This window comes from Aquirufa sp. ROCK2-A2, from assembly GCF_054558485.1.
Map to the genome: position 1 here is coordinate 50,576 of NZ_JBPXKA010000006.1, position 26,158 is coordinate 76,733.

The window sequence follows — 26,158 nt, forward strand, 5'->3', positions numbered from 1 at the left end:
ATTTTGTAAAATGAACATAGAAAAAGAAATACAATTAAAGCATGGTAAAGATGCACCCATAAAAAGATTTCATCCTTGGGTATTTTCAGGAGCAATTCATAAACAAGATAAAAGTCTGTCCGATGGAGATTGGGTAAACGTTGTCAATGCTAAAAATGAATATTTAGGTTGCGGTCATTTTCACAATGGTAGTATTGCAGTTAAAATTTTATCCTTTCTACCAATTGATGAATTAAATAACTTTTGGATTAATAAATTCCAGAATGCCTTAGAATTGAGAAAACAATTGAATTTAAAGAATACAAATGCATATCGTTTGATTCACGGTGAAGGAGACTTTTGTCCAGGACTAATCGTTGATGTCTATGATAATGTCATTGTTATACAAGCCCACACCATTGGAATGCACAAATGCATTGATGACATTACGGAGGCACTAAAAACGGTTTTTGGACCCGTATTAAAAGCTATTTACAATAAAAGTAAAGAAACACTTCCAAGTGAATATGCGCAAAATTGTACGAATGAGTATGTTTATGGTGAAGCCATTGTTCCGCATGATGTTCTTGAAAATGGAGTAAAATTTTCCGTTAATTGGGTAACAGGGCAAAAAACAGGTTTTTTCATTGACCAAAGAGAAAATCGTTATCATTTATCTCAATTTGCCCAAGGAAAAAACATTCTTAATACCTTCTGTTATTCGGGAGGATTTTCCATCTATGCTCTGTTAGAGGGAGCAAATAAAGTAGTTAGTTTAGATGCATCTGCAAAAGCTATTGATTTAGTTAATGAGAACATCAAAATAAACGGTCTTGAAAAGGCTAATCATCAAGCCATAGTTGGGGAGACATTACCATATTTAAAAAACTCAGAAGAAGAATTTGATATCATCGTACTTGATCCACCAGCTTTTGCTAAATCGGTGAGCACCAAACATAAAGCCCTACAAGGTTATCAGAAAATAAATGAGTTAGCGATGAGAAAAATAAAAAAGAATGGTCTTCTTTATACCTTTTCCTGTTCACAAGTAATCACAAGAGATTTGTTTTATAATATGCTGGTAGCAGCTGGAATTTCGGTTGGCCGGGAAATTCAAGTCATTCATCAAATGACTCAATCACCCGACCATCCTATTAATTTATTTCACCCAGAAAGTAATTACCTAAAAGGATTTGTATTAAAGATTAGTTAATCAACAAATCTAAATATTCTGTTCCAGCGGATTTTACCTGAGAAAAGTCCTTTATTGGGATCTAATGACATCCACACAAAGACCGCTTTTCCAACGATATGATCTGCTGGGACAAAACCCCAGAAACGAGAATCGGCAGAATTATGTCGATTATCCCCCATCATAAAGTAATAATCTTGTTTGAAGGTATAAGAAGTTAATTGCTTTCCATCTTTGAACAGCTTTTTACCTTCCACTGTAATACCATCATTACTTTCGTATTTCTGTATTGCCTCTGAATAAATTGTCACATTTTTGGCATCCAAATTGATAGTCATACCCTTAGCAGGAACTTTAATTGGTCCCCAAAAATCCCTATTGTATTTAAACATGGTCGTATCATGAGGGAAAATATCAATGAATGTCAAACCTTTAGGATCTTTAAATGAATTATAATCAAATGTTTTCTTGAAAGGTAATGCGTTAATTTCATCAATGACCTTTTTACTTGTATTGATCTTATATCCAACCAATTTATTACTAGAATCTGCTAAAGGTAACCAATCTGCTGATTCAAAACTGGCATCAGGTGAATTTCTAATCCCATAATTGTCAAAAAAAGCATCATCCAACTCCTCTGTACTTTTCATATACACAGGATGTTGCATACGAGATGGATTTTCAATTGGCTTATTATTAATGAATACCTGTTGGTCTCTAACCTCTAATAAATCACCTGGTGTACCAATGCATCTTTTTACATAAAATGTACGTAAATCTACGGGAGCATCTCCATCTTCCTCAAAATTGGGAACATTGAATACGACTGCATCCCCCCTCGTAACAGAGGAAAAACCAGGTAAACGGTATGTAGGTAAATCTAACCAACGTAAATAAGATGGTAAATTAGTAAACCAAATTTTTTGATGAGTTAGAGGAATTTGCAGAGGCGTTTTAGGTGTTCTTACACCATAATGCAATTTACTAACAAATAGAAAATCGCCAACCATCAATGAACTTTCCATCGATGGTGTAGGAATGGTGTAGGCTTCAAACAAAAAGAAACGGATAAGCGTAGCTGCAACAACGGCAAACATGACTGAATCTAACCATTCTCTAAATGCCGACTTTTGTTTGATTTTTTTTTCTTCTTGTTTCATTAATATTTTATTTTAAGTAAATAATTGTCAATCAATTCTTGTGATGGTTTGTATACATATGGATGAGGGTATCCATTTTCAACAAATACTTCATCCTTCATATTCGTATATCTGAAATGACAAGACCAACGAATTTTATTGTTTTTTATTTCACCTGATTCGTGGACTAACATCGTTGAAAAAACCACAATATCTCCTTTTTTCAAACTTGGCTGAACCATAGGATAGCTATTTCGATCAAAATCAACTTCTGCGAAACCATTACCAAAATTATTTTTCAAAGGTCCTAATTTATGGGAACCAGGATAAAAAATGACTGAACCATATTCAGGATCAACATCAATCAAAGGTAACCAAATAACTACTGAATCAGAGGAAGATAACATAGAACCCCAATCCTGATGCAATGGGGTTTTATAAAAGTGTTCCGATTTCGCTAAGCTTGGATGATTAAAAAACAAAACTGGTCTAGTACACATAGTAGGTAAATCCATCCCAATTTGCCTCATAAGATCAACTAAATCAGGATGAAAGCCTAGTTGGTATAATTCAACCAAACCTTGTTGAATCATTTTCCCACACGAAATAAACACCTCTAAATGCTCATTGAACAATGTTTGCATTTGAGTTAAGAAATCGCCTTCAATCTGAAAATGATCAAATTGAATTTGGAAAATTTCTTTAGCTGATTCATGCAATTTTTCGATTAATTTTTCATCGAAAAACCCTGGAATAATTGCCAAACCATTTTGTTCTAATTCAAGTTTGATATGTTCAATATCGTATTTCATAACTAAGTCAATTTCAATAAATCATCCATACCTAGCACACCTTTTTTATCCTTCACCCATTCTGCAGCTATTACGGCTCCAAGAGCAAAGCCTTCGCGACTAAATGCTTCATGTGTCATTTCTATTTGATCCACTTTAGAAATATATTTAACAGTATGTGTACCGGGAATGGTTGATTCTCTTTGAGACCAAATCGCAATTTCTTCTGGATTAGGAATTTGATTATTTACCCAAGCTTTTTTTTCTGGATACTCACTTAAAATACCCTCTGCCAAAGTAATAGCAGTTCCACTAGGTGCATCCTTTTTTTCCAAATGATGAATTTCATTGGTATAGATATCATATTGATGATGTGGATTCATCAATTTTGCCAAATATTTATTCAATTGGAAAAACAAATTTACTCCTATGGAGTAATTTGAAGCATAAAAAAATGTCGATTCATGCTTTTGAGTTAATTCTTCTACCTCAGATTTCTTTTCCAACCAGCCCGTTGTACCGCAAACAATTGGAATTTGTTTTTCGATACATTTGATAATATTTTGGTAAGCAGAGGACGGATTTGAAAATTCAATGGCTACATCCACCTGATTTTTTGAAAGTGAATCTAAATCACTATTATTATCGATGTCTATTTTTGCTACAATTTCATGACCTCTGGATATAGCAATCTTTTCTATCTCTTTACCCATTTTACCATATCCAATTAATACGATTCTCATATTTTATTTTTTAAAATTAAAAGATAAAGTCAATCCAGAAACTAAACTATTATTAATTGGATTAAAATCCAACGCTGGTTTAATTTTTAAACTAATATCATCAGAAACATCAAAAGTCTTTAAATGGGCACTCACATTTGCATCCACCACATTAAATGCCCAGGCAATAACAATACCAATGTAGGTATAATCTCTATTTCTACGAAACCCATCATTGATTCGCTTTAGTTGATTTACATCTAAATCACGTATAACTCCATCTTCGTAAGGGACCGCTACTGTAGCGGGAGGAACATACTTTGGATCATCTGTGTGGGGAGAAACAATGTAATAATAGTCTCTATATTTCATATAACGAGTATGATTGTAGTTCGCTATTAATCCCAAGGTAACAAAAGCTCCCACTACCAAAGGCAACTTCCAATACTGTCGATTATATAATTGTCCCCAACCTGGAATCATTAAAGAGTGCATTGTGGCCACTCGTGGAATAATTTTATAAGGAATCTTACTTTTATTTTTTTCTATTTTACTGGAATTACTATTCACAGAATCCTGGGTCATTTCAATTGATTTTAATTGAAGCGAATCAGTATATGTTCTGGCTTGAGAAACAAAACTCAAACCAAATAATAGTAGTAAAAAAATAAGCTTGATTAATTTAAATCGATGAATCAACATATTTACGATTTCTGCAACACCTTGATTAGTTTCAATAACTCTTCTTTCGATTTGAAAGTTAATTTCACTTCTCCTTTTCCTTCGGAATTAACCTTCAAACTTACGGGTGATTGAAAGAAATTTGAAAAAGCGGTCATGTAATTCTTTAATTCAGAAGAATCAACCGATTGATCTGCTTTTGGATTTTTGCCCAACTTATCTAAATTAGCAGATTGTCGTACAGCGTCTTCTAATTTCCGAACAGACCATTCTTCTGAAATTGCCTTCAAAAACAAAGCATTTTGAACTTCCAAATCATCAACCGGAATTAAACATCGTGCATGTCCCATGGATAATTTGTTATCTCGAATAGCTACTTGAATAGCTGGAGGCAATTTAAGCAATCGCATGTAATTGGTTACTGTTGATCTATTTTTCCCTACCCGAGCACCTAATTCTTCTTGTTTCAAATCACACTCCTCCATTAAACGCTTGTAGGAAAGAGCAATCTCAATGGCATTTAAGTTCTCTCTCTGAATATTTTCTATGAGAGCCATTTCGATCATTTGCTGATCATCCGCTGTTCGAACATAGGCTGGAATTTTAGATAAACCAGCAATTTTTGAAGCCTGTAACCTTCTTTCACCAGAAATTAACTGAAACTTCCTAGGAGCAACTTTTCTAACTGTGATGGGTTGAATAATCCCTTGTATTCGAATAGATTCTGCTAAATCATTTAAAGCGTCATTATCAAAATATTCTCGAGGTTGATAAGGATTAGTTTCAATAAAATTCAAAGGAATTTCCTCCATTAAATTAACGGTATCTAGACTTCCTGCATAATCGGAAGCATGATGCGATTGTACCTTTTCAGAATCCTCTAAAAGAGCCCCTAATCCTCTACCTAAACCAATACGTTTTTTCGAATTTGATTCTTGCTTTACTGACATAATTAAAAATTAAAAAACTGTTTGTAATAAACCGTTTTTAGTAATAATTTCTTTGGCTAAGTTTAAATAACTAATTGACCCTTTACTTTCAGCATCGTGCAGAATGGCAGGTATTCCGAAACTTGGTGATTCTGACAAACGAATATTCCGTGGAATAATTGTTTCAAAAACCATATTTTTAAAATGTAAATTCACTTCATTGACTACTTGATTAGATAATCGTAATCTTAAATCGTACATGGTTAACAATATCCCTTCAATAACCAATTGAGTATTCAAACGAGACTGAATAATTTTAATGGTATTTAATAATTTCCCTAAACCTTCTAATGCATAATATTCGCATTGTACAGGAATGATAACCGAATCTGCTGCAGTAAGACTATTAATGGTAATTAAGCCTAAAGATGGCGAACAATCCATAATAATAAAATCGTATTTATCTTTAATTGTACTTAAAGCCTCACGCATTTTACCTTCTCTGTTGGTTAAATTAATCATTTCAATTTCTGCACCTACTAAATCGATATGAGAAGGAATAATATCTAAAAAGGGAACCTCTGTTGGAAGGATACTTTCATCCACAGTAGCAATTCCAACCATGCATTCATATATACTATGATTGACTTCTTTGGGATTAAAACCTAATCCAGAAGTTGAATTAGCTTGAGGATCAGCGTCAATCAAAAGAGTTTTAAATTCAAGAGCAGCTAAGCTTGCAGCTAGATTGATGGCTGTTGTAGTTTTACCCACACCACCTTTTTGATTCGCAATTGCAATAATCTTGCCCATAGGATTACTATTATTTTTCAGTCAAGGAAATTAATTAACAAACATACAAAATATGTTTCACATCTATTAGTAAAAAAGGCACCATGAATAGAATTTTTTAACACAATATTTTCCAAATTTTGTAGAAAAAAATCACGTACAAATTGGTATATTGTGCCATTATTCAACAAACCTTTTATGACAAATACTATTTCCAATACCCACCCTAAAGGATTATACTTTCTTTATTCAACTGAAATGTGGGAGCGATTCAATTTCTATGGAATGCGCGCCTTATTATCACTATTTTTAGTAAATGCACTAGCATTTAAACAAAATGATGCATCCCTCTTATATGGCGGATTTCTTGGATTAAGCTATTTAACCCCTATGTTTGGTGGTTATATTTCAGATCGATATTTAGGTAATAGAAATTGTATTATTTTAGGAGGTTTTGTCATGGCATTAGGACAATTATTTCTATTTTCTTCCGCCAGTACTTTTCAGACTAATATCGATTTTGCTAGTATACTGATGTGGATTGGATTGTTGTTCTTAATACTGGGCAATGGATTTTTCAAACCCAATATTTCGTCCATGGTTGGACAATTGTATGCGAAAGGCGATAATCGATTGGATTCTGCCTTTACCATTTTTTACATGGGCATTAACACTGGAGCTTTATTAGGAATGCTGATTTGTCCAATTTTAGGAGATGTAAAATTATCCAATGGCGAACGCGTAGTTGAAGCATTTAAATGGGGTTTTATGGCCGCTGGAACGGCTATGCTCATTGGAACCATCAGTTTTCTAATTTTAAAAAATAAATTTTTAAAAAATCCAAATGGAGAAGACATTGGTAAAAAACCTGAATTCACAAAAGAAGTCAACCTTTCTGATGAAACTGAAAAAGCCATTTTCACTCCTTTATCTATTAGGATAACCATAGCAATATTTGTTGGTCTAATTTTTACATTTCACTTAATTTTTCAAGATGAGCATGCCAATATCATAAAGGATTGGATTTATCCAGTTATTTATTCTTCAGGTATTAGTTTGGCATTTTTGATTATGACAGATAAAACAATCACACCGATTGAAAGGGATCGTATTTTAGTTATGTACATTATCTCCTTTTTTGTTATTTTCTTTTGGTCGGCATTTGAACAAGCGGGATCATCCTTGACTTTTATTGCAGATCAACAAACTGATTTACATTTATTTGGTTTTGAACTCCCTCCTAGTTCAGTACAAAATGCTAATTCTTTTTTTATTATACTTTTAGCATTTCCATTTAGTTTTTTATGGATTAATTTACAAAAAAGAGGAATTGAACCGAATTCGCCAGGCAAACAAGCTATTGGCTTATTGCTTTTGGCAATTGGATATTGGATTATAGCTTCTCAAGTAAAAGATTTAGGAACTAATAAATTAAATGTTATTTGGCTTATCATTCTTTACCTTTTTCAAACGATGGGTGAATTATGTTTATCTCCTATTGGATTGTCATTAGTGGCCAAATTAGCACCAAAAAGATTTTCATCTCTCTTAATGGGCGTTTGGTTTTTAGCCAATGCAGCGGGTTACGCTTTGGCAGGTACCTTGGGTGCATTGTTACCAGAAAATATACCTGGTCAAACAGAATTCCCTAGCTTTCTTGGTTTCGAAATCCATAATCTTTATGATTTCTTTATGTTATTTGTAACGTTGGCAGGAATAGCAGCAGTACTTTTATATTTCTTATCCATTGGACCCTTAAAAAGAATGATGCATGGCATCAGATAATTAAATATGAACGGACCTGATCATCATTTACACGAGAAACATCTAAAAAGCTCTGATTTTCTGACTGATATTGTTATCGGGATGTCCGATGGTTTAACTGTTCCCTTTGCTCTTGCAGCTGGATTATCTGGTGCTGTTGAGTCAGCTAATATAGTTACAACAGCAGGAATTGCAGAAATTGTTGCAGGTTCCATCGCGATGGGTTTAGGTGGCTATTTAGCAGGAATGACCGAAAAAGAACATTATGAAGCGGAATTAAAACGAGAATACGAAGAAGTGGATCGCGTCCCGGAAAGAGAAAAAGATGAAATTAGAGAAGTCTTTGAAGATTATGGCTTAAGTCCAGAAGCACAAGAAATTGTAGTTGAATGTATCTCAAAAGATAAAGACAAATGGGTTGATTTTATGATGCGGTTTGAATTAGGACTAGAAAAACCGAATCCCAATCGAGCTCGAAATTCTGCATTAACCATTGGATTATCCTATGTCGTTGGTGGTTTTATCCCCTTATGTCCCTATTTTATTGTTGAAAATCCGGTTGATGGATTAATTAACTCGGCTGGTATTACTTTAATCGCTCTTTTTGTCTTTGGATATTTTAAAAGTAAAATAACAGGTCAAAATCCTATCAAAGGAGCAATTAAAGTAACATCAATCGGTGCTGCTGCGGCAGGTGCAGCGTTTTTAGTTGCCAAATTATTTCAATAGCCTTTCACGGTGTCGTCTCCTCGAGAGTCGGCACCACCCTGAAGTTTGTTACTTGGTAGTACCAAAATCCCTTCCACCAAGCCTATTCCGCCTACTGGATTAAATTCATATAATTTCAAGTTTAATCGATCTAATTGTTCCTTCGAAAAACGATTCGTTTCAAAATTCGTTTTATCGGGCTGCCATTGATGATGAAATCTTGGAAATTCAACGGCTTGTTGCATATTCATTCCAAACTCCAATACATTTAAAACAACTTGAAAAACACTGGTAATAATTGTTGAACCTCCAGGTGTTCCTACTACCATTTTCAATTTTCCTTTTTCTTCAATAATGGTTGGAGTCATACTAGACAACATTCTTTTTTGAGGTTGAATTTCATTTGCCTTGGAACCGATTAGGCCATATAAATTAGGAAAACCGGGTTTTGCAGAAAAATCATCCATTTCATCGTTTAACAAAAATCCTGCACCACCGACAAAAACCTTACTTCCATATGAATTATTTAAGGTAGTAGTAATTGATACAGCATTTCCTTCAGAATCTACTATGGAATAATGCGTTGTCTCAGGACTTTCATAACCTGAAAATGCTCCAGGCAAGATCGTTGAACTCGGGGTAGCTTTTTCCAAACTAAAATCTTGCATTCGACTTTTCAAATATAGATCATCCAACAGTTCATTTACAGGCACTTTTACAAAATCAGGGTCACCCAACCATTTGGATCGATCTGCATATACTCTTCTTTCTGCTTCAATGATCGTTTGAATAGTTGAATCAGATTTAACGCCCCATTTATTTAAAGGAAATGGTTCGACCATTTTTAGCAATTGTCCCAAGGCAATTCCACCGCTAGATGGTGGAGGCATTCCTATGATGGAGTATTCTTTGTAAGTCGACTTTATCGGTTTTCTCCATTTGGAACGGTATTTATTCAAATCCTTTTGAGAAATCAATCCATTTTTATTCTTCATTTCAGCCAAAATTAGATCGGCAGTTTGACCATTATAAAATCCCTTTCGTTTAAATAATGCTATTCGTAACAATGATTGAGCTAAATCAGCCTGAAATAATGTATCGCCTTTGATCCAATCTGAATCTTTAAGCATATAATTTTTGCCTACATTATGGATAAGAAAATCTGCTCTTTGTCTATTCAAACCTTTAGCTTCTTTCTCTGTTAAAATAACACCATTCCTTGCCAAATCTATGGCAGGCTGAATCAATGAATTCCAAGGAAGTTTACCTAACTTTTTATGCATCCGAAACATTCCATCCACCGTACCAGGGACGCCAACGGAGAAAATACCTGCTTGACTTTTATTGGGAATGATTGTTTTATTTTCGTCCAAATACATATCTTTAGATGCGGATAATGGAGCTTTTTCACGAAAATCCAATGATAAGGTTTTTCCTTTCGAATTCCGATAAACTAAAAATCCACCGCCACCAATATTTCCAGCAGCTGGATGACAAACAGCAAGGGCAAAATTGACTGCGACAGCAGCATCAATGGCATTTCCACCTCTTTGTAACACATTTAAACCAATTTGACTGGCCAAAGGGTGTGTAGATACAACCATTCCATGATCAGATTCGATGAGTGGTTTTAATGTATTCTGAGCAACTAAAGTAGTGGTTGATATAAAAATTAATGGAAATAATAGATAGATAAATATCTTCATAAAAGATCAGTTTGGTTAATAGATGAATGTATTTTCAAAAGTAAAATATATACTTGATAATCACACTTTGCTATCCAAAAAATATAAATTAACTTTGTAATTATTTTAAGATTTTTCATTTAAAACAAATCATTGCAGTGGACATTTTCGAGAAAGTAGTTAAAAACATGGGGCCAATTGGGGCACATGCACATTACTCACATCATTATTTTTCATTTCCAAAACTTACTGGTGAATTAGGCCCAAGAATGACTTTCATGGGAAAAGAAATGCTAAACTGGTCCTTAAACAACTATTTAGGATTAGCCAATCATCCAGAAGTAAGAAAAGCCGATGCGGATGCTACAGCCAAGTATGGTTTGGCATATCCCATGGGTGCACGAATGATGTCTGGAAATACCGATGAACATGAGGAATTTGAAAGACAATTAGCTGAATTTGTTGGCAAAGAAGATGCATTTCTTTTAAATTATGGTTATCAAGGTGTAATGTCAATCATTGAATGTATGGTTGATCATCGCGATATCATTGTTTATGATGCTGAATCGCATGCTTGTTTAATCGATGGAATCCGCTTACATAAAGCTAAAATGGGTGATTACTATAAATTTAATCACAATAACATGGATTCTTTAAAAAAGAATTTAGAAAGAGCCACCAAAAGAACAGAAGAGACAGGTGGAGGAATATTAGTCATTACAGAAGGAGTTTTTGGAATGTCAGGTAAGGTGGGTTCATTAGACAAGATTGTGGAAATGAAAAAAGATTTCAATTTCCGTTTATTGGTAGATGATGCTCATGGCTTTGGAACTATGGGAGAAAATGGTCGTGGTGTGGGTGAACATTTAAATTGTACGGAAGGTATCGATTTGTATTTTTCAACTTTCGCTAAATCTATGGCAGCAATTGGCGCATTTGTAGCAGCCCCGAAGGATATTATCATGTATTTAAAATACAATATGCGTTCTCAAACCTATGCGAAGGCTTTGCCTATGCCATTTGTCATTGGTGGTATGAAGCGTTTGGAATTAATCAAAAAACATCCAGAATTAAGAGAAAAGCTTTGGGCTAATGTAAAAGCATTGCAAGCTGGTTTGATTGCAAAGGGATTTGATATTGGAGAAACTACATCACCTGTCACGCCTGTATTTTTACATGGAGATTATGATATTGCAGCTGTAACAGCACTCGTTAGAGATCTTAGAGAAAATATGGGAATTTTCTGTAGCATTGTCGTTTATCCAGTTGTACCTAAAGGTCAAATCATGTTAAGAATCATTCCTACTTCTTCCCATACTATTGAGGATATTAATTATACGACAGAGTGTTTTGCAGAAGTTCAAAAAAGATTAAAAGCGGGTTATTATAAGCAATAATACTGATTTTAGACAAAAACTATGTTTTTTTTCACTTTTTTAACATTTTTTTATCTTTTTTATGTTAAATAATTTGTGAGCGTTAAGTTTTTTACTAAATTTCGTTTTATAAACGCTTCAAGCAGCGAAAAAAGACAATCTAATTTTTTTAAAACCTAAAAATTCAAATTATTATGAGCAGATTTGCAGAAGTAAAAGACCTAATTTTATCTTTAGAATCAGATTTCGAAAAATTCTACGATAAAGGAAACCAGGCAGCTGGAACACGCGTTAGAGGTGGATTACAACAATTGAAAACTTTGGCACAAGACATTCGTACTGAAGTACAAAACAAGAAAAACGCAACAAAATAGTATTTTACTATTTTATTGATAAAAAGGCCCGAAATTTCGGGCTTTTTTGGTTTAAAATAATTCTGAATTCATAACTGAGGCCATACCATCTACCATTAATTTCCCCCTCTCTAGCTCAATCACTTGAGTTTTTATTTCGGCAGTATGCTTTTGATTATTTATAGATACAATTTCAAAGTATGCCTTATAATTTAATTCAACATATAATGGTCTTTTAAATTCCGAAATTTGTTTCAAATATACGCTTCCTTTCCCTGGAAAATCCATTCCCATAACTTTCGAAAAAATACTAGAAATCAATGCTCCATGTACAATCGGCTTTTTAAAGGGCGTATTAGCCGCAAAATCGGCATCCCAATGTAAAGGATTAAAATCGCCAGAAATTCGACAAAAATCATTTACTTGATCTTGTGTAAATGAAAACTCTATAGAAAAGGTATCTCCAATTTTTAGCATATAATTTATTTAATTAAAATAATGAATCTAAATTTACAGTAAAATTGCAAAAAGATCATGATTCATATAATTTTCAACCCAAAATCTGGAAGCAAAAATCCAAAATTTAAAGAAAAAATAATTCATGACTTACAACTAATACCCAAATCAATTTTACATATAACTGAAAGAAGGTTGCATTCCATTGAATTAACCAAACAAGCTATTTCTGCTAAAGCAGAACGAATTATAGTGATAGGTGGAGATGGTACAATAAATGAAGTTGCTTCCACATTAATAGATAAAAATATACCTTTGGGGATAATTCCAATGGGATCAGGAAATGGCTTAGCTAGACATTTACATATTCCATTAAATTTTAATAAAGCATTACAAAAAAGCTTACAAGGCCGTATCATTGAAATTGATGCAGTTTACTTTAATGAAAAACCATTTTTTTGTACGGCTGGACTCGGATTTGATGCCATAGTAGCTCATAAATTTGCAAAAAGCGAGAATCGTGGGTTTTTGAATTATATTCTATCCACCTTGCAATCCATTATTAAGTACAAATCCATAGAAATGAATGATTCAAATTCGGACATACCTGAACATCTATTTTCAATCACCTTTGCCAATGCGAATCAGTTTGGCAACAATGCATTCATTTCTCCAAATTCAAATTTACAAGACGGCACATTCGAAGTAGTTAAAATCCAACCTGTCAATTATTTAGAATTAATCAACCTTGGAATTAGACTATTTTTTAAGAAAATATTTTCACATAAAAATGTGCAAATTTTGACCAGAAAAGAATTCAATTTTAAGGTCAAAATTGGAACACCAATGCATTTAGATGGAGAAAATTTATTTGTAGAAAGTGAATTTAATTCTATTCAAATAAAAGCAAAAGCCATTCAGATAATTATTTGATAAAATAATTTCAAAAAAAATCAAATAACATATACTTAATGATAACAAACTGATTATCAGAATATTAAACAATTTGTTATTACATATACATTCATTTGAATCAATTTAAAGAAATATTTTTCTTAAAATAATTTAAAAAAAAATTCTATTACTATTCTTAGTCAATCATGATAAAAACATCAAATAAATTGAACAATTTTTAGTTCCAAATTTTTTATCATTTTTTTTCAAAAAAAAAGATAAAAAATATTCATTTTTAAATTTGGAACGACCTCGAATTTTACTATTTTTGTCTCCCCACTAAAGAAAAAACTTCTAATTTCTTTACAACAAAGTCTTATAGAATTTTTAACTATATAAACAATCTGGCAAAATTACTTTGCAAGAATGTCAGGGAATTATTGACTCAAAATTATATTATTAAATGCAAACTGAATTAAATGAATTGTGGAATAAATGTTTGATGATCATCAAAAGTGATTTATCTGAACAAAGTTACACAACCTGGTTTGCACCGATAGTTCCTCTAAAATTTGCCAATAATACCTTAACAATACAGGTGCCTTCCCAATTTTTTTATGAATGGTTGGAAGAAAACTATGTTTCTGTTTTACGAAAGGCAATCGATTTCGCAATTGGAAGACAAGGTAGACTGGAATATTCCATTATTGTAGACAAAGGAGATCGTAAAAACCCTCCTTTAACCTTCAATTTACCTACATTTAATCAACAAAATTCGAAAAAAGAGGATAATAATTCTCCAGCTAGAAGTCCCTTTCAATTCAAAGATTTAGATTCATTGGAATTAGATTCCTATTTAATTCCTAAATATACTTTCGATAAATTTATCGAAGGAGATTGTAATAGATTAGGTAGAGCAGCAGGTCTGGCAGTTGCCAATAAGCCTGGTTTAACCTCCTTCAACCCTTTAATGATTTATGGTGGGGTTGGATTAGGAAAAACACACTTGATACAAGCCATTGGGAATCAAATTAAAGAACAATACCCTGAAAAGTTTATTCTTTATGTTTCGACAGAAAAATTCACCAATCAGTTTGTCAACGCGATTAGAAATAATTCCATTGAAGCTTTCACTAATTTTTATCTACAAGTCGATGTATTAATCATCGACGACGTACAATTTTTATCTGGTAAAGAAAAAACTCAAGAAACCTTCTTTAATATTTTCAACCATTTACATCAATCTGGTAAACAAATTATATTGTCTTCCGATAGAGCGCCTAGGGATTTGGTTGGAATGGAGGATCGGTTATTAAGTAGATTTAAGTGGGGATTGACAGCAGATTTACAGCAACCTGATTTTGAAACTCGAATTGCAATTATTCAGAAAAAACTGCAAGATGACGGTATTCAGATCAATTTGGATGTTTTAGAATATCTAGCACATTCTATTCAAACGAACGTTCGTGAATTGGAGGGTGTTATTATCTCATTAATGGCACAAGCTTCTCTAACTCGAAAAGAAATTGACATAGAATTAGCTAAATCAACTTTGAAAAGTATCGTTAACGATCAAGAAAAAGAGTTAAGTGTTGAAAATATTTTAGATGCGGTTACTAATCATTTTGACGTAAATCTAGATACCTTAAAAGGGAAATGCAGAAAAAAAGAAAATGTATTTCCAAGGCAAGTAGCAATGTTTATGTTAAAAGAATTAACCAATTTACCCTTAAAATCCATTGGTTATCATTTTGGAGGTAGAGATCATAGCACGGTCATCCATGCAGTTCAATCCATATCAGAAGCCATCGAATCAGACAAATCTGTTGAAAAAACGGTCAAAAAGCTTTTCAATAAATTCAATATTGCTCATAATTAAAAAAAGCCTCAAATGAGGCTTTTTTTAATTACAAAATCAACGATTTTATTCTTCCTTAGCACCATCTTTGTCTAATAAAACAGAATCATCTCCTTTGATTTTTTCTTTTATTTTCATTTCTAAATCTTCCATTAATTCAGGATTGTCCTTAATCAAATCTTTCACGGCATCTCTTCCCTGACCCAAACGATTTCCACTATACGAAAACCATGAACCTGATTTATCTATAACTCCCAAATCAACTCCTAAATCAAGTATTTCCCCTGCTTTGGATATACCTTCTCCATACATGATATCAAACTCAACTACTTTGAAGGGTGGAGCTAATTTATTCTTAACAACCTTAACACGAGTTCTGTTACCAGTTATAGAATCAGCACTTTCCTTAATTTGTCCAGCACGTCTGATATCTAAACGAACAGAAGCATAGAATTTAAGTGCATTACCACCTGTCGTTGTTTCAGGACTACCAAACATTACTCCTATCTTATCTCTTAATTGATTAATAAAAATACAGCAGCAACCTGTTTTATTAATGGTTCCTGTTAATTTTCTTAAGGCTTGAGACATTAATCGAGCTTGTAAACCCATTTTAGAATCGCCCATCTCTCCTTCTATTTCGGCTTTAGGAACCAAGGCTGCAACAGAGTCGATGACAATAATATCAATTGCTCCAGAACTAATTAAGTGTTCAGCAATTTCCAAAGCTTGCTCACCATTATCCGGCTGTGAAATCAATAAATTCTTTGTATCAATTCCCAATTTTTCGGCATAAGATTTATCAAATGCATGTTCCGCATCAATAAATGCGGCTAAACCACCTGCTTTTTGTGCTTCAGCTATACAATGCATTGTTAGGGTTGTTTTACCAGAAGATTCAGGTCCATAGATTTCTACTACTCTACCTCTTGGGACGCCACCAATTCCTAAAGCTAAATCCAAACCCAACGAACCCGTCGAAATCACAGGTACATCCATTACTTTACTATCTGACAAACGCATTACGGTACCTTTACCATATGCTTTATCCAATTTTTCTAAGGTTGTTTGTAATGCTTTTAATTTTTCAGAAGCAAATCCCTGCTCTTCACCTGATTGTTTCGCCATAATATTATATTAAAAATAGTTTTGCTTTTAAAGCCTAACAAAAATAAGGAATAGAAAGTAATATTTTAACAAATAAATTGATAATCTAACAACTAAATATTTAATTTAGAAAACTATATTTAAAATAATCCCTAAGTCATTTGAAAAAGCACATTTTAGCCAAAATAATTTTATTGATATTCTTAAATTTATTTGGGTCATATGCACAAGAATCGAATGCATTAAGAGCTGGTGAATTTTTAAAATACCGAATACATCTTGGTTTCATCAATGCCGCTGAAGCTACCATCAAAACAAGTTTTAGTCAAGTCCAAGTCAATCAAATCCCAAGCAGAAAAGTAGAAATAGAGGGTAAAACAATAGGTTTATTACATTATTTAAGCCCATTGGTCGATTATTGGTCGGCAAGTTTAGATGTAAGTACTTTACTGCCTATAAAAACAGAACTGAAAAAAATTGAAGGAAAATACCGAAAAGAAGAAAATGTGTATTTTAATACTGAAAATAATACAGCCAAAATTTACTCAAAACAAAATGATCCAAATGAGAAAACGGTATCCATACCTAAAGGTACGGTCGACTTGATTGGAGGATATTATTACCTACGAAATAAAGTACTTAGCGATATGAAAATTGGGCAAAAATTAAATGCCAAAATTTTGGTAGAAGGTACTATTTATGAAGTATGGTTTATTGTCAAAGATTTTGAAAAAATTGATACCAAATTTGGCAAGAGAAATTGCATTCGAACATCCTTGGTAATGCCCAAAAATAATCTATTTGAAGATAAAGATGCTATTCGTTTATGGATTAGCCAAGATGATTATCAAATACCTATCAAAATGGAAGTAAGTTTAAAAATCGGATTCTTAGGAATCGATTTAGAGGAGTACAATATCATGGGTAAAAGAGTTTACTAATCTCTACTCAAAGCTTTTTTATAAACTTCTAAAACTCTTTTTCTAGCAAAATCATGGTCAACAATTGGTTTAGGATAGGAAAATTCAAGAAATTCTGGTACCCATTTCTTGACATAAAGTAATTGTTTATCAAACTTTTCTGTTTGTAAATAGGGATTAAATACTCGAAAATAGGGTGCTGCATCACATCCGGATCCTGATGCCCATTGCCAACCTCCATTATTAGCTGAAAAATCATAATCCAACAATTTCTCTGCAAAATACGCTTCTCCCCAACGCCAATCGATTAACAAATGTTTGATTAAAAAACTAGCTACAATCATTCGAACACGGTTATGCATAAATCCTGTCGAGTTCAATTCACGCATTCCTGCGTCAACGATTGGATAACCCGTATTACCCGTTTTCCATGCTTCAAATTCTGACTCATTATTCCGCCATTGAATCATATCATATTCCTTTCTAAAAGCATGGCCTTCGCTAATATGAGGAAAATGATAAAGAATATTGAAATAGAAATCGCGCCATATTAATTCATTTAACCATATTTCTGATTTACCTAAAGCCTTAACAACCAAACTACGAATGGATATTGTACCAAAACGTAAATGAACAGATAATTTAGAAGTTGCTGATTTAGCCGGAAAATCTCTACACTCTCCATAATTTTGAATCAACTCTGTAGAGACGTTTGGTTTAGGAAAAACCAATTCATTTTCTACAAATCCCAAACTTTGATAATTTGGTATCGATGTCGCAACTTGTACATAATTGGAAATTTCTTCTGAAGGAAAGGTTTTGATTGGATTTTGAGATAATTTCTCTTTCCACTTTCTAGAATAAGGTGTAAATACAGTATAAGGAGTATTTTGACCCGAAAGAACCTCATTTTTTTCAAATATTACTTGATCTTTAAATTGCAAAAAGTTAATTCCTCTTTCTTTTGACCAATTTTCTATTTGAGTATCTCTAGTAAGTGCATATTTCTCATAGTCATGGCTAGAGTAGATATTTATTATTTCGTAAGTCGCATGAAGTTTTTCAAATATTTGAAGTGGGTTATCAAAAAATACTTGAATATTACCTGATTTAAGTTGCAACTTTTCAGAAAGTGAAATCAAGGCTTGATAAATAAACTGTACTCTAGCATCATTTTTGTTAGATAATTTATCTAAAATCCCTGGATCAAAGATAAAGATAGGTAATACGGGTTCGGAGGCATGTAAGGCATGATATAAACCCACATTATCTTCAATTCTTAAATCGCGTCTAAACCAAAATATGCTTACTTTTTCCATCTTCCTTTCATTTTATTTACAATTTAACCATGTAGAATTTCAATTGTTTAAAAATAAACTTGACAAGCCCCCCCCTAAAAGTGTATATTTGTAGCTTGCAAAAAAATATAATAGTTAAAATTAGTTTTTTGATTAGAATTATTTCGTTTTAATCTAAAATTTCAACCCCCAATCAAATGAAATTATCTGAATTCAGATTTGATTTACCTCAAAGTTTAATTGCACTTAATCCTACTGAAAATCGTGAAGATGCACGAATGATGGTAGTTAATCGTAAAGAAAAAACGATTGAACACAAAAAATTTACAGACATCATCGAGTATTTTGGAGATGGTGATGTTTTAGTTACGAATAATACAAAAGTTTTCCCTGCGAGATTGTACGGAAACAAAGAAAAAACAGGTGCTCAAATTGAGGTATTCCTTTTAAGAGAATTAAATAGAGAACATCGGTTATGGGATGTATTAGTTGATCCTGCTAGAAAAATCCGTGTTGGTAATAAATTATACTTTGGAGATTCAGATTTAGTTGCTGAAGTTATAGATAATACAACCTCAAGAGGAAGAACAATTCGATTTTTATATGATGGAGATCATGATGCGCTTATGAATGCTATTCATGAATTGGGAGAAACGCCACTTCCAGACGAAATTCGTTTCAAAAGAAAAGCTACAGAAGAAGATCGTGATCGTTTTCAAACTATCTATGCGGAGCATGTAGGGGCTGTTGCAGCACCCACTGCCGGTTTACATTTTTCTAAAATAATTATGAAACGTTTAGAATTAAATGGTGCTCAATTTAGCCCAATTACACTACACGTAGGACTAGGAACTTTTAGACAAGTTGACGTTGAAGATTTAACCAAACATAAAACAGATTCTGAACATTTTATCATAGATAATTCGACCTGTGGTTATGTCAATAATGCGATTGATAACAAAAAGCAAGTATTAGCAATCGGAACCACTGTTATGAAAGCATTAGAGTCATCTGTTTCTGCAAGCGGTCATTTAAAACCCATCAATAGTTGGACAGATAAATTCATCTTTCCTCCGTACGAATTTAAAATTCCAACAGCGTTATTAACTAATTTTCATTTACCTGAGTCAATTTTATTAATGATGACTTCTGCTTTTGGAGGTCATGAATTGATTCAAGAAGCATATAAACAAGCTATAAAGGAGAAATATCGTTTCTTTAGCTATGGTGATGTTATGTTGATCATTTAAAATTTTTAAAGAGGTTTGTTTTGAGAAAATATGTAATAATTGTCGCGGGAGGTTCTGGGCAAAGAATGAATAGTACCATTCCGAAACAATTTTTGCGAATTCAAAACAAACCTCTTTTATATTATACGTTAAAGCAATTCAAAATTGCGATACCAGACATTCAATTAATTGTGGTCTTGCCTAAAGATCAAATAACTGTTTGGAAAAATATTTGTCTAGAATTTGAAGATTTCAATCAAGAAATACCACATGAAATCATAGAAGGAGGTCAAACTCGTTTTCACTCAAGTCAAAACGGAATTCAATTCATAACAGAAAAGAACGAATCAATTGTTGGTATCCATGATGGTGTAAGACCATTTGTGTCCATTCAATGTATTCAAGAAGCTTATAAACAATGTGAGAATGGTCAAAATGCTGTTTTGGCTATTTCATCCAAAGATTCCATTCGAATTTGGAATTCTGACAAGCAAGAATTTGAATCAGTCAATCGGAATGATATAAAAATCATTCAAACACCACAAGTTTTCCGATTGAGTAGTCTGAATACCGCCTTCCAACAATCCTATTCGGAATTATTCACTGATGATGCAAGTGTTGTCGAAAAAATGGGCGAAAAAATTCACCTCATTGAAGGTAATAATGAAAATATAAAAATCACTACGCCTGAAGATTTAGTGATAGCTGAAAGTTTTTTAAGAAAATAAATGTATGAATCATTTTTGGAATTGGGTAAGCAATAGTATCTTAAAATACAAAATATCCATTTTAATAACCTTATTAGCCCTTTCCGTAGGTTTAGGATTGATTGCTAGTAAAATTCAATTGAGTTATGAATTAGCTAAAATTTTACCCAAATCAGATGAACGTTTTCAATTATATGAGACTTTCAAAAAGAAATATGGAGAAGATGGTAGTATTATGGTTATTGGAATTGACAATCCTACCCTATTTACACCCAAAGAATTTCAATACTGGCGTCAATTAAACGAATCAATCAATAGTAAGGAAGGAATAAAAAATACCATTTCTGTCAGCAACATTCCTGAGATTTATTTAGATTCTATTCAAAAGAAATTTTCAACGAGACCCATTTTCCCAAAAAATAAGCAAGTAAATCAGGAAAATCTTGATTCATTAAAAACAAAATTATCTCGATTACCTATCTATTCTGGCATGTTGTACACTCCAGATTTAAAGGTTCATTTAATGCTTATTTCATTGGACCAAAAAACCATCAATAATAAAAATAGAATTAAACTTGTTCGAGAAATCAAAGGACTAGGTGATCAATATTCAAAATTATCAGGCCATGAGGTACATTATTCGGGGATGCCATTTATTCGTACCGAAATGACTGCCCAAGTAACAAATGAATTATTTATCTTCTTAGGTTTAGCGATACTTGTTACTTCGTTCATTCTGTTTTATTTCTTTCGGTCTTTTCAAGTAGTATTTTTTGCTTTAATTATCATTTTGATTGGAATCATTGCTTCTTTAGCAACGATCGTTCTTTTTGGATTTAAAATCACATTATTATCCGGCTTAATACCTCCACTCATTGTAGTTATTGGCGTACCCAATGTCATATTTCTACTGAATAAATACCATGAGACTTATATTGCAACTGGTGACAAAGAGTTTTCTTTAAAAGAAAGTGCTTCAAAAGTTGGAAGAACATTATTCCTAGCCAACTTAACAACATCCATAGGCTTTGGTGTTTTTGCATTTACAGGTTCCGCTTTGTTGGTAGAATTTGGAGTGGTTGCTTCTATTAATGTTATGTTGACTTTTGTAGTTTCATTGGCATTAATTCCCATATTTTTCAGTTACTTGGCACCTCCAAACCGAAAAGATTTAGCTCATTTTGAATCCAAAAAAGTTAATTTAATTCTTTCCAAAATTGAAAAATGGGTATTTACGCATCGTAAATTCATTTATTCTTTTGTCGTTCTATTACTTGGTATTTCTATTTATGGAATAACCAAGATCCAAGCTATTGGATATATCGTTGATGACTTGCCTCAAGATAATGCGATCTACAAGGATTTGAAATTTATCGAAAAACATTTCCATGGAGTTATGCCGTTTGAAATTTCCATTGATGCCTATGAAAAAGGAAAAGCATTAAGTCCAGAAATATTGTCCAAAATAAAACGAACGGAGAAATTATTCGAACAATACCCCGAATTCACTACTGGATTATCTATTTTGAGCGCAACCAAATATTTGTATCAAGTTTATCGGGGAGGCGATCCTAAATACTATAAACTTCCTGGTATTGATGAATTATCGAAACTGAAAGATTTCCAAAGTAGCTTAAATGGAAAAGGTAATTTATTTGCTGGATTTATTGATGCTGACAAAAGATTTACCAGATTGAGTTTCCAAATGCAAGACGCTGGCACAGTACGCACCAAAACCTTATTCGAAGAAATTCAACCTAAAATAGATTCTATCTTCCGAACGGATGCTGAAACAGGTGAAATTCTAAAAGAAGGCTCAACAGGAACCTACAAAGCGCAAGTAACAGGGAATTCGGTTATTTATGCTTTTCAAACAGAGTATTTACAAATTAATCTAATTGAAAGCACTATTACAGCTATTATTTTAATCTGTATATTAATGGCTTTACTTTTTAGAAGTTGGAAAATGGTTTTCATTTCCACATTACCCAGTTTAATTCCATTGATTATAACAGCTGGATTGATGGGTTATTTTGGGATTGCCCTGAAACCAAGCACCATTTTGATATTTTCCATTGCTTTCGGCATTTCAAGTGATGGAACCATTTATTTTTTAACGAGGTATAAAGAAGAATGGGCAAAAAACAATTACAACATTCAAAAGGCTGTCCAAATTACTATCCAAAAAACAGGAGTTTCAATGTTTTATACCGCGTTAATTTTATTCTTTGGTTTCTTTATTTTTACAGCATCCACGTTTAAAGGAACCCAAGCCTTGGGTGTATTGGTGTCAGTAACCTTACTCATGGCAATGATATGTAACTTAATTTTATTGCCGGCCTTTTTAATGGCTTTGAATGAAAAAGAATCGAAACTCATTTTAGAAGATTAATAAATGGATAATAAGACCGAAAATTCTATTTATACGATTTCTTTTTGGTTATTATGCCTAAGCAACTTTTTATTTTCTGCTAGTTTTTCCATGATTATCCCTGAATTACCTGATTATCTGGCTAGTTTAGGAGGTAAAGAATACATTGGGTATACAATTGCATTATTCACCCTTACTGCAGGATTAAGTCGGCCATTTTCTGGCAAACTGACAGATCATATTGGAAGAGTACCAGTTATGGCCTTTGGCTCTATTGTATGTTTTATTTGTGGAGGACTCTACCCATTAATTCACACAGTACAAGGATTTCTTTTTCTAAGACTCATTCATGGAATGTCTACTGGTACCAAACCAACGGCTACAGCAGCCTATGTGGCTGACATTATTCCTGAAAACAGAAGAGGAGAAGCCCAAGGTAGTTTAGGAATATTTACGGCAACAGGTATGTCAATCGGACCAGCCATTGGTAGTTATTTAGCAGATATTTTTGGATTAGATATGATGTTTTACATATCCTCGATATTCGCCTTAGCCTCGATTTTAATCTTAATGAAATTGAAAGAAACGCTTCCGAAATCAATGAAAAGCCAATTTTCATTGAGCTTATTTAAGATTGGCTGGAAGGATGTTTTTGAGCCAAAGGTTTTACCTGTATTTGGTGTGATGTTATTGGTATCATTTGCTTCAGGAGTTGTAGTGACTCTTTTACCAGATACCTCTAAATACATTGGTTGGACAAATAAAGGACTTTATTTTTCTATCTATACCATTGCATCTATTGTGGTACGGTTTTTCTTTTCAAAACTATCTGATAGAGTTGGTCGATTGCCTGTTATTCAATATTCCTGTTTAATTTTAGCAATTTCAATGTTTATTCTTGTCTTACATCCCAATACCTACACACTTGTCATTTCTGCCATTTTATTTGGCATTGCGTGGGGTTTTAATACACCAACACTTGCAGCTTGGACAAATGATTTAGGACATGTGAATCATATGGGAAGAGCAATGGCAACGATGTATATCGCATTGGAAGCAGGAATTGGCATTGGTGCTTTAGTCGCCGGTTTTATTTATCAAGGTAAATCTGCTAACATTCCTGTACCATTTTTCATATCTGGCATGTTGGCATTTTTTGCTTTTATTTTATTAGCTTCCAAACGAAACAACTGGACTCAAAATGGAATTTGACAATTATTTAGCAAGTAAAAAAATAGATGCATCGTCTTTCAAAGAGAAAGAATTAGATAGGTATAACGTTTGGAAAATTGAATTTGAAATGATGCATGAAACTAGTTTCACGGATCAAAAAAAATTTCAAATTAATAAAATTCGAAGGAAATACACTTTGGCTTCAACCGAAAACATTGGACTTTAATCGTATAAAATTTATACTTTATGTATTTTTTATATAACTATTTAAATAATACAAACAATGTTTTCTAAGAAATATTCAAATTCTTGAAATTTGCAATTCAAAATTTTTAATCAGATGCAATCAAGTGAATTAGAAAAATTATTTCCAAATGCGGGAGACATTCCGAAGGAATATGATTTAACAAAACCCATTGAACAAAAAGAATATTTAGTCAATGGTGAACTTAGACAATGGGCAGGAAAAACCCAGGACGTTTGGTCTCCTATTTATGTCAGAACTGAAAATGGTTTAGAGCAAAAAAGAATTGGATCTTATCCGATAACAGATGCGACAGATGCAATGGAAGTTTTGTATGCAGGTGTAAAAGCTTATTCGAACGGACGTGGCGAGTGGCCATCGATGAGCGTATCCCAACGAATAGAATGTGTGGAAAAATTCACACAGAAAATGATTCAAAAAAGAGACGAGGTCGTTAAATTATTGATGTGGGAAATCGGTAAATCCTTAACTGATTCTCAAAAAGAATTTGATCGTACTGTTCAATATATATACGACACCATTGGAGCTTTAAAAGACATCGATCGAACATCTTCAACATTTGTGATTGAAGAAGGAATCATCGGTCAAATCAGACGCTCACCCTTAGGAGTTGTTTTGTGTATGGGTCCATTCAATTATCCTTTAAATGAAACATTCACCACACTAATTCCTGCTTTGATTATGGGTAATACCGTTTTATTCAAACCCCCGAAACACGGTACATTATTACACTATCCATTACTAGAAGCATTCCGTGATTCATTTCCTGCAGGGGTAATAAACACTTTATATGGTAGAGGCAATAGCATCATTCCACAATTAATGGAATCTGGTAAAATAGATGTTTTGACTTTAATTGGGTCTTCCAAAGTGGCAGACAAATTGAAAAAAATGCACCCAAAAGTAAATAGATTAAGAGCCATTTTAGGATTGGATGCCAAAAATGCCGCTATCGTCACCGAAAGTGCTCAATTAGATGTAGCTATTAATGAATGTTTATTGGGTTCTTTATCATTTAATGGACAAAGATGTACTGCCATCAAAATAATTTTTGTGCATAAAAGCTTAGCGGAGGCGTTCAATAAAGGTTTGGCTGAAAAAATTGAAGCCTTAAAGCTTGGAATGGTTTGGGAATCTGGTGTTCAAATTACGCCTTTACCAGAACCTAACAAACCTGCCTATTTGAAGGAATTAATTGAAGATGCAAAATTACATGGAGCCAATGTCATCAATAAACATGGTGGCGAGAATTTTAAATCCATCTTCTTCCCTGCCTTATTATATCCGGTATCTAGCAAAATGAAAGTTTGGTCAGAGGAGCAATTTGGACCAGTAGTACCCGTTGTACCTTTCGACGACATTTCAACTCCAATTGATTATATCCACGAATCTTCTCATGGACAACAAGTTGCCATTTTTGGAACAGATGTGAATCAAATATCCGAATTGATTGATGAAACGGTAAATCAAGTTTCAAGGGTAAATATCAATGCACAATGTCAAAGAGGACCTGACTCCTTCCCTTTTACAGGAAGAAAAGATTCAGCAGAAGGCACATTGAGTGTGACGGCAGCATTAAGATCATTCTCAATCAGAACAGTCGTAGCAACGAAAGCTAACCAATTAAATAAAGATATCGTAAATCAAATTGTTGAAAATCAACAATCTAATTTCTTATCGACACGCTTTATTTTGTAATTAGCTTAACAAATTACCCAACAAAGGTTCCAATTTCAATTAATTGAATTGGAACCTTTTTCTTTTAAAGG

24 protein-coding genes are annotated in these 26,158 nt (G+C 33.0%); 14 read left to right on the plus strand and 10 right to left on the minus strand.

The window, feature by feature from the left end:
- Positions 1–10: 10 nt before the first annotated feature.
- Positions 11–1,192: a class I SAM-dependent rRNA methyltransferase gene (locus tag V7S76_RS09025; protein WP_459509766.1), complete on the plus strand. Its 1,182-nt coding sequence runs from the start codon at positions 11–13 to the stop codon at positions 1,190–1,192.
- On the opposite strand, the gene lepB is transcribed toward V7S76_RS09025, so the two are convergent.
- From lepB to V7S76_RS09055, 6 genes are all read right to left on the minus strand, one after another.
- Positions 1,189–2,331, minus strand: a complete 1,143-nt coding sequence (gene lepB, locus V7S76_RS09030) for a signal peptidase I (RefSeq protein WP_459509767.1) — start codon at positions 2,329–2,331, stop codon at positions 1,189–1,191. The two genes, V7S76_RS09025 and lepB, sit on opposite strands and share 4 nt — an antisense overlap.
- A complete protein-coding gene (locus V7S76_RS09035) occupies positions 2,331–3,122 on the minus strand; it encodes a phytanoyl-CoA dioxygenase family protein (protein WP_459509768.1) in 792 nt (263 codons plus the stop codon). Before V7S76_RS09035 ends, lepB begins: the two co-directional genes overlap by 1 nt.
- A 2-nt stretch (positions 3,123–3,124) precedes the next feature.
- Positions 3,125–3,844, minus strand: a complete 720-nt coding sequence (gene dapB, locus V7S76_RS09040) for a 4-hydroxy-tetrahydrodipicolinate reductase (protein ID WP_459509769.1) — start codon at positions 3,842–3,844, stop codon at positions 3,125–3,127.
- 3 nt (positions 3,845–3,847) lie between these two features.
- Positions 3,848–4,408 carry a DUF5683 domain-containing protein gene (locus V7S76_RS09045; protein WP_459509770.1) on the minus strand — a complete coding sequence of 187 codons (561 nt, stop codon included), beginning with the start codon at positions 4,406–4,408 and terminating at the stop codon, positions 3,848–3,850.
- A gap of 119 nt (positions 4,409–4,527) precedes the next feature.
- Positions 4,528–5,454 carry a ParB/RepB/Spo0J family partition protein gene (locus tag V7S76_RS09050; RefSeq protein ID WP_459509771.1) on the minus strand — a complete coding sequence of 309 codons (927 nt, stop codon included), beginning with the start codon at positions 5,452–5,454 and terminating at the stop codon, positions 4,528–4,530.
- A 9-nt stretch (positions 5,455–5,463) separates the two neighbouring features.
- Positions 5,464–6,246 carry a ParA family protein gene (locus V7S76_RS09055; protein ID WP_459509772.1) on the minus strand — a complete coding sequence of 261 codons (783 nt, stop codon included), beginning with the start codon at positions 6,244–6,246 and terminating at the stop codon, positions 5,464–5,466.
- 177 nt (positions 6,247–6,423) lie between these two features.
- On the opposite strand from V7S76_RS09055, the gene V7S76_RS09060 reads away from it, so the two are divergent.
- A complete protein-coding gene (locus tag V7S76_RS09060) occupies positions 6,424–8,010 on the plus strand; it encodes a peptide MFS transporter (protein WP_459509773.1) in 1,587 nt (528 codons plus the stop codon).
- 6 nt (positions 8,011–8,016) lie between these two features.
- Positions 8,017–8,718 (plus strand): VIT1/CCC1 transporter family protein, encoded by a 702-nt coding sequence (locus tag V7S76_RS09065; protein ID WP_459509774.1) that lies wholly within the window; start codon positions 8,017–8,019, stop codon positions 8,716–8,718.
- Here V7S76_RS09065 and ggt read toward each other — a convergent pair.
- Positions 8,712–10,403 carry a gamma-glutamyltransferase gene (ggt, locus tag V7S76_RS09070; protein ID WP_459509775.1) on the minus strand — a complete coding sequence of 564 codons (1,692 nt, stop codon included), beginning with the start codon at positions 10,401–10,403 and terminating at the stop codon, positions 8,712–8,714. The two genes, V7S76_RS09065 and ggt, sit on opposite strands and share 7 nt — an antisense overlap.
- A gap of 137 nt (positions 10,404–10,540) precedes the next feature.
- Here ggt and V7S76_RS09075 point away from each other — a divergent pair, with 137 nt between their 5' ends.
- Entirely contained in the window at positions 10,541–11,779 is a 1,239-nt protein-coding gene (locus tag V7S76_RS09075) for an aminotransferase class I/II-fold pyridoxal phosphate-dependent enzyme (protein ID WP_459509776.1), read from the plus strand.
- A gap of 173 nt (positions 11,780–11,952) precedes the next feature.
- Positions 11,953–12,132 (plus strand): histone H1, encoded by a 180-nt coding sequence (locus V7S76_RS09080; RefSeq protein WP_459509777.1) that lies wholly within the window; start codon positions 11,953–11,955, stop codon positions 12,130–12,132.
- 51 nt (positions 12,133–12,183) lie between these two features.
- Here V7S76_RS09080 and V7S76_RS09085 read toward each other — a convergent pair whose 3' ends face one another.
- A complete protein-coding gene (locus V7S76_RS09085) occupies positions 12,184–12,588 on the minus strand; it encodes a MaoC family dehydratase (protein ID WP_459509778.1) in 405 nt (134 codons plus the stop codon).
- Positions 12,589–12,645: 57 nt separating this feature from the next.
- On the opposite strand from V7S76_RS09085, the gene V7S76_RS09090 reads away from it, so the two are divergent.
- Both V7S76_RS09090 and dnaA read left to right on the plus strand, forming a co-directional pair.
- Positions 12,646–13,500 carry a diacylglycerol/lipid kinase family protein gene (locus tag V7S76_RS09090; protein ID WP_459509779.1) on the plus strand — a complete coding sequence of 285 codons (855 nt, stop codon included), beginning with the start codon at positions 12,646–12,648 and terminating at the stop codon, positions 13,498–13,500.
- A 424-nt stretch (positions 13,501–13,924) separates the two neighbouring features.
- Positions 13,925–15,340: a chromosomal replication initiator protein DnaA gene (dnaA, locus tag V7S76_RS09095; RefSeq protein ID WP_459509780.1), complete on the plus strand. Its 1,416-nt coding sequence runs from the start codon at positions 13,925–13,927 to the stop codon at positions 15,338–15,340.
- A gap of 45 nt (positions 15,341–15,385) precedes the next feature.
- On the opposite strand, the gene recA is transcribed toward dnaA, so the two are convergent.
- Positions 15,386–16,447, minus strand: coding sequence for a recombinase RecA (gene recA, locus V7S76_RS09100; RefSeq protein WP_459509781.1), 1,062 nt, complete (start codon positions 16,445–16,447; stop codon positions 15,386–15,388).
- Positions 16,448–16,587: 140 nt separating this feature from the next.
- On the opposite strand from recA, the gene V7S76_RS09105 reads away from it, so the two are divergent.
- Positions 16,588–17,367, plus strand: coding sequence for a DUF3108 domain-containing protein (locus tag V7S76_RS09105; protein WP_459509782.1), 780 nt, complete (start codon positions 16,588–16,590; stop codon positions 17,365–17,367).
- Here the strand turns inward: V7S76_RS09105 and V7S76_RS09110 are convergent.
- Positions 17,364–18,665 carry a cryptochrome/photolyase family protein gene (locus tag V7S76_RS09110; RefSeq protein WP_459509783.1) on the minus strand — a complete coding sequence of 434 codons (1,302 nt, stop codon included), beginning with the start codon at positions 18,663–18,665 and terminating at the stop codon, positions 17,364–17,366. The genes V7S76_RS09105 and V7S76_RS09110 overlap by 4 nt on opposite strands.
- 176 nt (positions 18,666–18,841) lie before the next feature.
- Between V7S76_RS09110 and queA the strand changes: the two genes are divergently transcribed.
- From queA to V7S76_RS09140, 6 genes are all read left to right on the plus strand, one after another.
- On the plus strand, positions 18,842–19,894 hold the full coding sequence (gene queA, locus V7S76_RS09115) for a tRNA preQ1(34) S-adenosylmethionine ribosyltransferase-isomerase QueA (protein ID WP_459509784.1): 1,053 nt from the start codon (positions 18,842–18,844) through the stop codon (positions 19,892–19,894).
- Between the two features lie 20 nt (positions 19,895–19,914).
- Positions 19,915–20,601 (plus strand): 2-C-methyl-D-erythritol 4-phosphate cytidylyltransferase, encoded by a 687-nt coding sequence (locus tag V7S76_RS09120; protein ID WP_459509785.1) that lies wholly within the window; start codon positions 19,915–19,917, stop codon positions 20,599–20,601.
- 4 nt (positions 20,602–20,605) lie between these two features.
- Positions 20,606–22,972, plus strand: coding sequence for an efflux RND transporter permease subunit (locus V7S76_RS09125; RefSeq protein WP_459509786.1), 2,367 nt, complete (start codon positions 20,606–20,608; stop codon positions 22,970–22,972).
- A gap of 3 nt (positions 22,973–22,975) precedes the next feature.
- A complete protein-coding gene (locus V7S76_RS09130; RefSeq protein ID WP_459509787.1) occupies positions 22,976–24,163 on the plus strand; it encodes an MFS transporter in 1,188 nt (395 codons plus the stop codon).
- The gene (locus V7S76_RS09135) at positions 24,153–24,350 is read left to right on the plus strand and encodes a hypothetical protein (RefSeq protein WP_459509788.1); all 198 of its coding nucleotides are present in this window, start codon (positions 24,153–24,155) and stop codon (positions 24,348–24,350) included. Before V7S76_RS09130 ends, V7S76_RS09135 begins: the two co-directional genes overlap by 11 nt.
- A 114-nt stretch (positions 24,351–24,464) precedes the next feature.
- Positions 24,465–26,087 (plus strand): NADP-dependent glyceraldehyde-3-phosphate dehydrogenase, encoded by a 1,623-nt coding sequence (locus V7S76_RS09140; protein ID WP_459509789.1) that lies wholly within the window; start codon positions 24,465–24,467, stop codon positions 26,085–26,087.
- The last annotated feature ends 71 nt before the right edge of the window (positions 26,088–26,158 follow it).

What these genes read in the sequence shown, in the direction of transcription:
- V7S76_RS09025 (WP_459509766.1), top strand. Translation starts at nt 11, where the DNA reads ATGAACATAGAAAAAGAAATACAATTAAAGCATGGTAAAGATGCACCC.
- dapB (WP_459509769.1), bottom strand. Translation starts at nt 3,844, where the DNA reads ATGAGAATCGTATTAATTGGATATGGTAAAATGGGTAAAGAGATAGAA.
- ggt (WP_459509775.1), bottom strand. Translation starts at nt 10,403, where the DNA reads ATGAAGATATTTATCTATCTATTATTTCCATTAATTTTTATATCAACC.
- queA (WP_459509784.1), top strand. Translation starts at nt 18,842, where the DNA reads ATGAAATTATCTGAATTCAGATTTGATTTACCTCAAAGTTTAATTGCA.
- V7S76_RS09090 (WP_459509779.1), top strand. Translation starts at nt 12,646, where the DNA reads ATGATTCATATAATTTTCAACCCAAAATCTGGAAGCAAAAATCCAAAA.
- dnaA (WP_459509780.1), top strand. Translation starts at nt 13,925, where the DNA reads ATGCAAACTGAATTAAATGAATTGTGGAATAAATGTTTGATGATCATC.
- V7S76_RS09055 (WP_459509772.1), bottom strand. Translation starts at nt 6,246, where the DNA reads ATGGGCAAGATTATTGCAATTGCGAATCAAAAAGGTGGTGTGGGTAAA.
- V7S76_RS09125 (WP_459509786.1), top strand. Translation starts at nt 20,606, where the DNA reads ATGAATCATTTTTGGAATTGGGTAAGCAATAGTATCTTAAAATACAAA.
- V7S76_RS09060 (WP_459509773.1), top strand. Translation starts at nt 6,424, where the DNA reads ATGACAAATACTATTTCCAATACCCACCCTAAAGGATTATACTTTCTT.
- recA (WP_459509781.1), bottom strand. Translation starts at nt 16,447, where the DNA reads ATGGCGAAACAATCAGGTGAAGAGCAGGGATTTGCTTCTGAAAAATTA.
- V7S76_RS09050 (WP_459509771.1), bottom strand. Translation starts at nt 5,454, where the DNA reads ATGTCAGTAAAGCAAGAATCAAATTCGAAAAAACGTATTGGTTTAGGT.
- lepB (WP_459509767.1), bottom strand. Translation starts at nt 2,331, where the DNA reads ATGAAACAAGAAGAAAAAAAAATCAAACAAAAGTCGGCATTTAGAGAA.
- V7S76_RS09140 (WP_459509789.1), top strand. Translation starts at nt 24,465, where the DNA reads ATGCAATCAAGTGAATTAGAAAAATTATTTCCAAATGCGGGAGACATT.
- V7S76_RS09065 (WP_459509774.1), top strand. Translation starts at nt 8,017, where the DNA reads ATGAACGGACCTGATCATCATTTACACGAGAAACATCTAAAAAGCTCT.
- V7S76_RS09135 (WP_459509788.1), top strand. Translation starts at nt 24,153, where the DNA reads ATGGAATTTGACAATTATTTAGCAAGTAAAAAAATAGATGCATCGTCT.
- V7S76_RS09085 (WP_459509778.1), bottom strand. Translation starts at nt 12,588, where the DNA reads ATGCTAAAAATTGGAGATACCTTTTCTATAGAGTTTTCATTTACACAA.
- V7S76_RS09045 (WP_459509770.1), bottom strand. Translation starts at nt 4,408, where the DNA reads ATGACCCAGGATTCTGTGAATAGTAATTCCAGTAAAATAGAAAAAAAT.
- V7S76_RS09110 (WP_459509783.1), bottom strand. Translation starts at nt 18,665, where the DNA reads ATGGAAAAAGTAAGCATATTTTGGTTTAGACGCGATTTAAGAATTGAA.
- V7S76_RS09035 (WP_459509768.1), bottom strand. Translation starts at nt 3,122, where the DNA reads ATGAAATACGATATTGAACATATCAAACTTGAATTAGAACAAAATGGT.
- V7S76_RS09080 (WP_459509777.1), top strand. Translation starts at nt 11,953, where the DNA reads ATGAGCAGATTTGCAGAAGTAAAAGACCTAATTTTATCTTTAGAATCA.
- V7S76_RS09130 (WP_459509787.1), top strand. Translation starts at nt 22,976, where the DNA reads ATGGATAATAAGACCGAAAATTCTATTTATACGATTTCTTTTTGGTTA.